9 protein-coding genes are annotated in these 6,764 nt (G+C 46.9%); all 9 read left to right on the forward strand.

Translation table 11 applies throughout. The features are described 5' to 3' along the window. Positions 1 to 289 (forward strand): hypothetical protein (locus ACWB1W_RS03220; RefSeq protein WP_479369958.1); only part of this gene is annotated, 289 nt, incomplete at its 5' end. Between the two features lie 9 nt (positions 290 to 298). After that, positions 299 to 1,378 carry a toprim domain-containing protein gene (locus ACWB1W_RS03225; protein WP_479369959.1) on the forward strand — a complete coding sequence of 360 codons (1,080 nt, stop codon included), beginning with the start codon at positions 299 to 301 and terminating at the stop codon, positions 1,376 to 1,378. A 704-nt stretch (positions 1,379 to 2,082) separates the two neighbouring features. Beyond that, positions 2,083 to 2,508, forward strand: coding sequence for a hypothetical protein (locus ACWB1W_RS03230; RefSeq protein WP_479369960.1), 426 nt, complete (start codon positions 2,083 to 2,085; stop codon positions 2,506 to 2,508). Between the two features lie 142 nt (positions 2,509 to 2,650). Next, positions 2,651 to 3,322: a DUF8196 domain-containing protein gene (locus ACWB1W_RS03235; protein WP_479369961.1), complete on the forward strand. Its 672-nt coding sequence runs from the start codon at positions 2,651 to 2,653 to the stop codon at positions 3,320 to 3,322. A 445-nt stretch (positions 3,323 to 3,767) separates the two neighbouring features. Beyond that, positions 3,768 to 4,079, forward strand: a complete 312-nt coding sequence (locus ACWB1W_RS03240; protein ID WP_479369962.1) for a hypothetical protein — start codon at positions 3,768 to 3,770, stop codon at positions 4,077 to 4,079. A gap of 105 nt (positions 4,080 to 4,184) precedes the next feature. Next, complete coding sequence (locus ACWB1W_RS03245; protein ID WP_479369963.1) at positions 4,185 to 4,646, forward strand: hypothetical protein; 462 nt, start codon at positions 4,185 to 4,187, stop codon at positions 4,644 to 4,646. Between the two features lie 323 nt (positions 4,647 to 4,969). Next, the gene (locus tag ACWB1W_RS03250; protein ID WP_479369964.1) at positions 4,970 to 5,257 is read left to right on the forward strand and encodes a hypothetical protein; all 288 of its coding nucleotides are present in this window, start codon (positions 4,970 to 4,972) and stop codon (positions 5,255 to 5,257) included. Positions 5,258 to 5,274: 17 nt separating this feature from the next. Beyond that, entirely contained in the window at positions 5,275 to 5,409 is a 135-nt protein-coding gene (locus ACWB1W_RS03255; RefSeq protein WP_479369965.1) for a hypothetical protein, read from the forward strand. A 53-nt stretch (positions 5,410 to 5,462) separates the two neighbouring features. Continuing rightward, positions 5,463 to 6,260 (forward strand): hypothetical protein, encoded by a 798-nt coding sequence (locus tag ACWB1W_RS03260; protein WP_479369966.1) that lies wholly within the window; start codon positions 5,463 to 5,465, stop codon positions 6,258 to 6,260. The last annotated feature ends 504 nt before the right edge of the window (positions 6,261 to 6,764 follow it).

A 6,764-nucleotide genomic window follows, 5' to 3' on the forward strand; every position in this document is an offset into this window, starting at 1 on the left:
TCAAAAATCTCAAAAGGAGGAGACCATGAGACAAAATCAAGCAATTTATCAAACTTCTTTTTCTTCCTATCCCGAAAGAAAACTTCCTGAGACAAGGCTAGCTCAGGCAGTTTTCTTCCAGTTTTCAAAGGACCTTCACCAAGCCCTTGTAAAAGGCTGCCAGGAAGAAGTCGAAGAACTTCTCTCCTGGCTAGACAGCGACTGGGCTCATTTCTGGGCCCAAATCGCCGGAATCAATCTCAAAAAACTAAAAAAAGCTCTTTTTACCAAAGCGGCTATCTCTTCATAGGAGGCGCTTATGCCACATGCCTCTTCAATTTCAATTTTCGAGGAAGCCCGTAACGCTATAGGGATCCTCGAACTACTCGAGCGTTATGGGTTTCCTCTCAGGAGGGTCGGAAGCCGCTGGCGGTCAAGCCGTTGCCCCGCCTGCGGGCAATCTTTCGACTCAAAATCGGTGCGGTTGGTCATCTTTGAAGAGACCAACCGCTGGTACTGCCACCGCTGTGAAGCCCGGGGCGACGTTATTACTGCGGTGGCAGAAATCGAGGGCCTCTCTCCTCTCGAGGCCGCTAGGGAAATCTTAAACGATACCTACGGCTACGGGGTGGAGTTGAGGTCCGTCGGAGATGTTAAAAAGAGAGAAGATCAAAAAAATGAAGCCAGGAGCGAAATCGTAGAAAAGCTCCTGGCCATCGCTTCCCGGGCGAGAGGTAGCCGCCGTCATTGCTGGCGCTACCTCATCGGGGAAAGAAAAATCCCCGAAAGGGTCGTCCGGGAAGCAATAAGAAGAAAATTCCTATATTTTCTGCCAAATTTCTTCCAGGTCCGGCAAGAAATAGAAAAGTTTTCGCCGGACCTGGTTGAAAAGGCCGGTTTCCTTAAGATCAATGAGGAAACCGGCGAGGTTAAAAACACGCTCCCCTTCCTGGTTGGAAGGCGCCCCATTGTAGCGCCTTTCAACCTCTATCTAGAAGAAAAGGGAAGGGGAGCGGAATTTAGAACCGTTAACGGGGCCGAGCCTAAGACTATTACACTCGGCCCCAAGGGATTTTGGCTCTGGAGGGCCAAGTCCCGCCACCTACTTGTGGTGGAGGGAGTAATAGATCTCCTCTCCGCCATAGCTATGGGGTGGCGGGGAAATATCCTTGGCCTTTCCGGGGTCAAGGAAATCAAAAAAGTTTCTCCCATTTTGGAAGGGAGGAACTTTGAAATTTGGCTGGCCCTTGATGGAGACGAGGCCGGGCAAGAGATGACCGAATGGGCCGTCTCCGAAGGACTGGCTAAACAGGTCTTTTCCCTGCCAGAGGGAAAAGACCTAAACGATCTGTGTAAGGATGGTCTCTCTTTCAGAGACCTTCCTTACAAAACGCTATAAATCAATCCCGGGCAAGGGGAATCCCCTTGCCCGGATCTTATCCCCACCTCCTCGGGTTTCGGTCCCACCCTGGGATGCCCCGAAAGTTTCTTGGACACCACTTCTTCGGGGAATTTCCGGGGCATCCCGGGGACCAGGGGAGGCCGAAACCATGAAAGGAGGTAAGAAATATGTGTGCTTGGTGTGGGAAAAGATTAGAGCATATCGACCAATATTCACACGGAATATGCAAACAATGTGCTAAAAAGCTGTGGGAAGATTTTCTTAAAGAAAAAATGAAAGAATATCTCCATCCCAAAACCCCATAAGGATGGCCCACTTATGGGGTGGTCTTAACACTTTTACACGTCCGGTTTCTTTTGAATTTCTTTTCCTTTTTTCTCCAGGAACCGGACGTGTCTGTTCTTTTATGAGTCTCCTTCCTTGAAAGGGGGACTGATAAAAGAACAGAGTTTTTGTTTTTGTTTTTTCTTTTTCTTTTTGCTCTTTGACAATTTACAGATTTTTTGGACTTCCGGTGGTTTTCCCGGAAACTGCCGGAAGGACGGTAGTATTGCGTCTGAAATCCCCGACGGGGGAGGCGATCTTTTCTCCCCCATCGGGGGAAACTCGCCTCCTCCGACAATATATGCCTTTCGGGTTTCAGCCCTCGCCCGAAAAGATGTTTTTAAAGAGGGCAAAAAATCAAAAAAGGAGGAGGCGAGATGGAAGTAAAAACGAACGGATTTTCAGCGTCTTTTGAACTACCCCAGAAGTACTCGTCACTTCTGGGGGCACACCGGACATTAAAAGAAAAATTTATTACCTTCGAGGGAACGATTCGTTTTCACGAAGGTAAGCCGGTTTTTGTAGATAAAGAAACCGGCGAAACTGAGGAATTATGGAAAATAGTCCCTTATCGCCTACTTTCCCAAGACGTGTATGTAGGCATTATTGTTAGTGGCCCCGGTATCACTCTAACGATTAAAGGACAGGTCAAAAAGGAAGTTTCCAAATCAAAGAATGGTAATGGAAAAGCCGTCTGGTACTGGCACGGGCCGGGCGGTGTAGTTCGGATCTACACCCTTTTAGATCGTCTTAGTCCCTTCTTGCAGGAAGGGACTAAGATCGAAGTCGTAATCTGGAAATAATTAAACAACCCCGGCAGGGGAAGAATCTTCTTTCCCTTCCAGGGGAATTCTCTTCGGCTCCTTCCTTTAAAGGAAGAAAAAACCAATTCGGGCCGGGGTTACATCCGGCCTGCCTGTAAATTATACTTAAGGAGGCGAAAACGTGATTGGAGCAACCATAATGAATCGGTTAGAAAAAATCGAAAAAATCCTTGAAGAAATCTATCCAGAAACAAAAAGGCACAAAAGCGAACTGGAATTATTGAAGGATATTACATCGGATCTTGTAATAGCGGTGTTGGAAGAACGGTTACATATTAGGAAACTGCGAGAATCTATTGCTCTGTTAGAGAAAAATGTGGAAAAAGACCGTGAGTGGATGCGCAAGAAGTGGGGTGAACTTGCCAACCGTCTTGGAACTATTACCGAAGACATCTTTGCCCCGGGAATTCCTTATCTAGCAAGGGCCTTGGGCTACAAAATCAGAGAGAAGATGCTCAACGTGGAATTTGAAAAAGATGGTCGCTTTAGGCAATATGATGCTCTGGTCGTAGCGGAAGATGAGAAGGGAAACAAGGCCATTTTTGTGGCAGAGGTAAAAAGCCAGGCCCGTAGCGAAGACTTTGAGCAGCTAAAAGCCCATCTTGAAGACCTTCTGGAATTTAAGCCCACATATCAAAATTTGAAAATTGTTCCGGTACTTGCTGCCTTCAAGATCCCTGAAGAATTGGTAAACCTTGCCAACAAGAGAGGGGTCCTTTTGGTGCGCATGGGGGGCGAATATTTGGAAGCCCTCAACCCTGAAGTGGTAAGCAACCAAACTTCTTATCTTTAGCCCTGGCTGGGGACGGACGGTTCGTCTGTTCCTCCTTTATAAACCACCACCCCGGCAGGGGGAGAAGGCTTTCTCTTCCCCCTGTTGGGGCATGGCCTTCTCCCTCTGCCTGAAAGGAGGAGGCCATGAAAGACATCATTTCCTTCGTTGTAGGGTTGATTATCTTTTTTCTACTTCTTTTCTTCTATAGCTGGACGGTTTTGCTGTTCTCTCCCGTCCAATCGAACTCCCCCAAAGAGGCGAAAATCCCTCGCCTCATGCGCTACCACGGTACTTATATTGCCGTGAAGCGTGGGGGGAGTTGGTATTTTCCCAGGGACGGAAAGTTTTACCGTCTCTGGGATCCTGAAGAAAGGAAATAACCCCTAGAGGGGGCGGACAGCCTTTTTTGCCCCCTCTGGGGGTAGGCTCCCGCCTCCTCTGAAAAAACTAAAAGGAGGAGGATATGGGTAAGTACGTTTACATCCGAACGGAACCAAGAGTTTGGACAGTAGGGTTTTACACCCCAAGTGGGGAGTGGGTTCCAGAATCAGATTGGCCCACTCCCCAGGAAGCGGCAAAGAGGGTGAAAATCCTCAATGGGAATGGAGATCACTTCCATATATGTGATCTCTGCCATCGAAAGTGCCCCGTTGGCAAAGCTGTCAGCGAGGGCATTTATGACGAATATATCAGGGAAAAAATTGCGGAAGATTTCGGCGAGGACGTCGGTAACATCAACTTTTTAGTTATTGTTACCGAATGTCCTCGTAACTAGCACACTCCCGGCGGGGGAAGGAGCTTCTTTCCCCGCTAGGGGGATTCCCTTCGGCTCCTTCCTCCGCCATTTTCCCAAAAAAAATCCAAAAAGGAGGGAGGAGCCATGCACGGAAGAATTTTCACTGTAGATTTCTTTAAACCCAATAAAATTCTCTATACTTCACCTTGGGAAGAATATGAATTGGTTAAAATGATCCCAGGGTGCGACTATGTAATCAGGATTAATGAGAAAGATGAAGAATGGAAAAGGTCAATTGACTGGTTTTCCAGTTATTTTGGAAGACCTAGTTGGGTTAAAGGCTCTTTCCACGGCTGGCAAGTATCTCAGCTAAAAGAAGAACTTCTCGCTGAAAAGAAAGAAAGAGTCAAAAAAATCAAAGAGATTATCGAACGTGATGGATCTCTCTGGGAGATTCATCACATTGCTTGGCATGACTCAACATTTTGGTTTATCTGGCCCGAATATGAATTCGGGCCGAAGATGGAGTTTCTAGAGGAGTTCCTTTTAGATGCCCCTGAAGACGAAATCCTGCTAATTACCGAAATTTATGACTACCACATTTAGGGGGGGAGGAACTTCCCTTATCAGGGAAGTTCCTCCCCATCAAAAATTCCAAGTCGAAGAATAATTATTTAACCCCCGGCGGCGGGGGAGGCCGAGAGGATCCCCCGCTGTGGGGGTATTCTCTCCTCCGGTCTCTGCCCGCCGCACAACCCTTTACGTGTGGGCCGGGTTCTCCCCTACCCACGTAGAGGTTTCGGCCGGTGTAAGCACGGCGGCCAAAAGTGGCCCTCCGGCCACACCGTGCGACGGGCGGAGAAATTCCAAAAAGGAGGAAGAATATGTGTACACCAACCTTTTGGAGTTTAAAGAGAAAAGGAAATGTAGTGGAAATACTTCACCCAGAGGGAATTCACCCGTCCATCGACGGGTGGGATCTGGTAAAAATTTATCCCTCCGAAGGGAGGGTAGAAGTAGAAAACTTGTCCTTCCATCCTTGGAAGGACAGGGATTATCCCCACAAAGAGCTCTTCGTATCTGAAGAGGAAATTTCCTCTATCTTAGAAAAGATAGAGGAAATTGAAGCAAGAGAAAGAAAAGAAGAGGAGGAAAAAGAAAGAAAGAAGAAAAAAAATGGCTGGCAGAAGTCCTGCCGGTTGTCAATGAGGCCCTGAAAAAAAAGGGCCTCAAAATGAATAAGAAAAGAGAGGTCCTTGACGAATGGGGGAATTATTTGTTTTCAATTCCCCCATTCGTTGAAAACCCTTTAAAAGAAATAGAAAAAAGATACGAAGAATGGCTTGCTGCCGGCGCCGATGAATACTAATCGGTGCTGACGGTAAGCTACCCCCGGCCGGGGGAGGGCAGTTTTCCCCCGGCATGGGGGATCTTGCCCCTCCTCCGGCAAAAAAAATTCAAAAAGGAGGAGGGAAAATGATAACAGCCATCCAGAACTCCTTAGGACATATCCATTTATTTTTAGGAAAACTCGATCTCAGTGACCTAGATATTTCTAACCCCCAGAACATCCAAAGAATTGGACTCTTCGGGATATACGAAAGTGAGGAATACCTACAATTCGAGAGCGACATCGAAAGTTTCAAGTCCTACCTCTCAGGAGAAAAAAGGCAGGATCTGGAGGAAGGCTGGCCCGTACATCTCGAAGATCCAGGGTATTTAGATAAACCCCTTTGGGGGGTCATTGAAGACATCCTCAATGTAAGGGTTCCTGATCTTGAAAAGAGAGTTCTAGATTATATCAGCAATATTCCGGTAATCTTCGACATTTCAAAGATAAAACCCAAAGACCTTCAGGACTTTATGAAGCCCTTTATAAGGGCCAAAAGCTACTTAGAAGCCAAATTTACCCAGCAGGAGTATATCGAAGCCCTTAGAAAGGGGCTGGAGTTACCCCATGCCGATGTCTTTCTGTGGGTAACTCCAGATGGTGAGATTGACTACGGGCTAGTACAAGACAATTTCTGGGTCACCCTTTGGGTGCTTAACCCAGAGAAAACTGACCCGGAAAAACTCTTTGAGCTCGCCCGGCAAAAGCTGGAGTGGCTCAAGGAGGAATATGAATACGCTTTAAGACAGACAAAAAACCCTTTTCTCTCCAAAGAGGAAAGGGAAGGATGGGAATATAGAAGAAGAGTACTACATCATCCGTCATTTTAAGACATCAAACCCCGTGCGGGGGAAGGAACCGATTTTCCCCCGTATGGGATTCTTCCCGGTTCCTTCCTCCCTTAAAAAATCTTCGGTAGGAGGAATGTTGTATTTACCGCCACACCTGTCATCGATTCTCTTCTAAGAAATAAATATTCAGCAACCACCATTGTAATGTTCTTTTTAGGATGGCTACTAGCACTGATGGTGGTTTTGCTTGCCTCAATGGAAGAACGAAAATAATATTTAAACATGGAGGAATTGATGGATATCATCAAAAACCCCGTTATCTGGATGGAGCTTTTTACAATTGGAGTGGCATTGAGCACCTATGTAATCCTTCGTATTCGTAGAACCCGAAAGGACAGTTAGTCCATCCGTTACATATCCCCCGGCGGGGGAGGGAGACTTCCCCGCCAGGGGAGCAATCCGTTCTCCCTCCTCCGCCTGAAAATTCCAAAAGGAGGAGGGAGATATGAAAAAGAATATCTACCGTGAAATTACGGAGGAAAT

Source organism: Aquifex sp., assembly GCF_056494385.1.